The organism is Inquilinus sp. (assembly GCF_057815775.1).
On record NZ_JBYRFX010001202.1, the window covers coordinates 1 to 2,118 of the forward strand.

Here is a 2,118-nt window from a genome sequence, read left to right on the forward strand (position 1 = left end):
CGCCACCTCGCCATAGGGCAGGGGGCTGGCCAGGATGTTGCGCACGGTGGTGCCGCCGCCGCCGGAGCCGATGATGCCGGTGATGTCGACGCCGGCCTCCTTGAAGAAGCCCTTCTCCATGGCGACCGCATAGGGCGCGCCGTAGAGGCTGGTGCCCCATTGGGTGACAGAGATTTCCGCCGCCCGCACCGGGGCGGACAGCATGGCGGCCAGTGCAAACACCGCCGCCATCGCCTTGCCTGCCATTCCTGTCATCGCCGTGTCCCTGTTTGTTTATCGGTTATAGCTTTCCGTCCGGCCGCTCTCGCGCGGCGTCGTCACACCCCGCTATCGATGCTCTCGCGGATGTCGATCCCGGCATGATGCCCGGCCATGGCCGCGGCGGCATCGAGATCCTGCGTTGTCGATGCGCGGATCAGGAACAGCGCCTGCCCGGCCCGCACCTCCTCGCCGACGCGGCACAGCAGGTCGATGCCGGCGCCGGGGTCGGACGGGGCGCCGGCCCGGCGGGCGATGCCGGCGATGGCCCAGCCATCCATGGCCGCGATCGGGCCGGTCCGGTCGGCATAGACCGGCTGCACCAGGGGCGCAGGCAGGATCGGGTCGGCCCGCCGGCCCTGGGCGTCGACGATGCGGTCGAAAGCGTCCCGCGCCCGGCCGGTGGCCAGCAGTGCCTCGGCCCGGCGGCGGCCTTCCGCCTCGCTGCCCACCGCGGGGTCCCAGGCGATGATACGGCCGGCATAGAACAGCGCTTTCTCGCGCAGATCCGCCGGACCCTCCGGCCGGTTGTCCAGGATCTGCAGCACGTCGCGCACCTCCAGCGCCGGGCCGATGCCGCGGCCGATCGGCGCCGTGCCGTCGGTGGGGAAGGCGCGCACGGTCAGGCCCAGCCCGGCGCCGACGGTCTCGAACAGGGTGGCCAGCTCGGCCGCCTCCGTCCGGCTCTTCAGCCTCGCACTGGGGCCATAGGGCAGGTCGACGATCACATGGGTCGACCCGGCGGTGAGCTTCTTCGACAGGATCGACGCCACCGACCAGCGGTTGGAATCGAGCCCGAGCGGCCGGGTGATCGCGTTCATCACGTCGTCCAGCGCCGAATGGTTCAGCCGGCCGTTCCAGGCGATGCAAGCGCCGGCGGCGGCCACCGTGCGGCGCACCTCGTCCACGCTCAGATCGACCCGGGCGACGGTCTCCATCGCATCCGCCGTGCCGGCGGCGGAGGTGATCGCCCGCGAGGAGGTCTTCGGCATGGTCAGGCCGTGGGCAGCGACGATCGGCACCACGATCAGGGTGATGCGGCTGCCCGGGATGCCGCCCATGGAATGCTTGTCCACCACCAGGGGGGCGTCCCAGCGGATCCGTTCGGAGAAGGTGCTGCGGACCCGGGCGAGCGACACCACCTCGTCATCGGTCAGCCCGCGGTTGGCGGCCACCAGGAAGCCCGCGACCTCGCTGTCGGGATAGCGGCCCTCGACGATGTCGCGCACCACCTGCGCATACTGCTCCTCAGCCAGCGCGCCACCGCGGATCTTGCATTGCAGCGCGCCCCGGCTTTCCGGGGACGGGGTGCGGCGGATGAAGAGGTCGGTGCCCGCGGCCATGCCCAGGTCGGCGAAGGGTTCGGTCGACCGGCCGATCTCGTCGTCGTCCAGCAGCCGCGGGTCGTCCAGCACATTGACCTGGGCACGGATGCTGCGGTCGCCGGCGACCACGTCGATCTTGCCGGGGCCGAGATAGTCGGTCGCCCGCAGCACGGTGCCGTTCTGCGGCAGGAAGGCCGTGTTCTGCCGGCCGGTGTTGATCGGCACGGCGCGCAGGCGCAGCCGCGACGCCTCCTGCTGCACCTGCCGGACGAAGGCGGCGATGCCAGCCTCCGGCGTGCTGTCATTGGCGACCCGGACGATGCGCAGCCCACCCGCCAGCGCAGCGGACAGGTCGGGCGCCGGCCGCGCCAGCCGGGCCGCGATGTCGGCCCCGGCCTCGCGGCCCCGGCCGGCGATACGGCGGGCCAGCAGCGCCGGTGGCGCGCTAACCTCGACCAGCACCAGGCGCGGCACCCGCGCGGCCAGCGCCGGCACAGCGGCGCGGGAGCCGTTGGCGATGACGTGCCGGCCCTGG

Annotated in this window: 1 protein-coding gene and 1 pseudogene; both read right to left on the reverse strand. The window is 72.6% G+C overall.

Annotated elements, in window-relative coordinates; genetic code table 11:
* Positions 1-255 (reverse strand): annotated as a pseudogene (locus AC3XYG_RS42725) (ABC transporter substrate-binding protein); the annotation flags it as partial.
* A 62-nt stretch (positions 256-317) separates the two neighbouring features.
* A partial coding sequence (locus AC3XYG_RS42730) for a thymidine phosphorylase (protein WP_489146013.1) occupies positions 318-2,118 on the reverse strand: 1,801 nt, incomplete at its 5' end.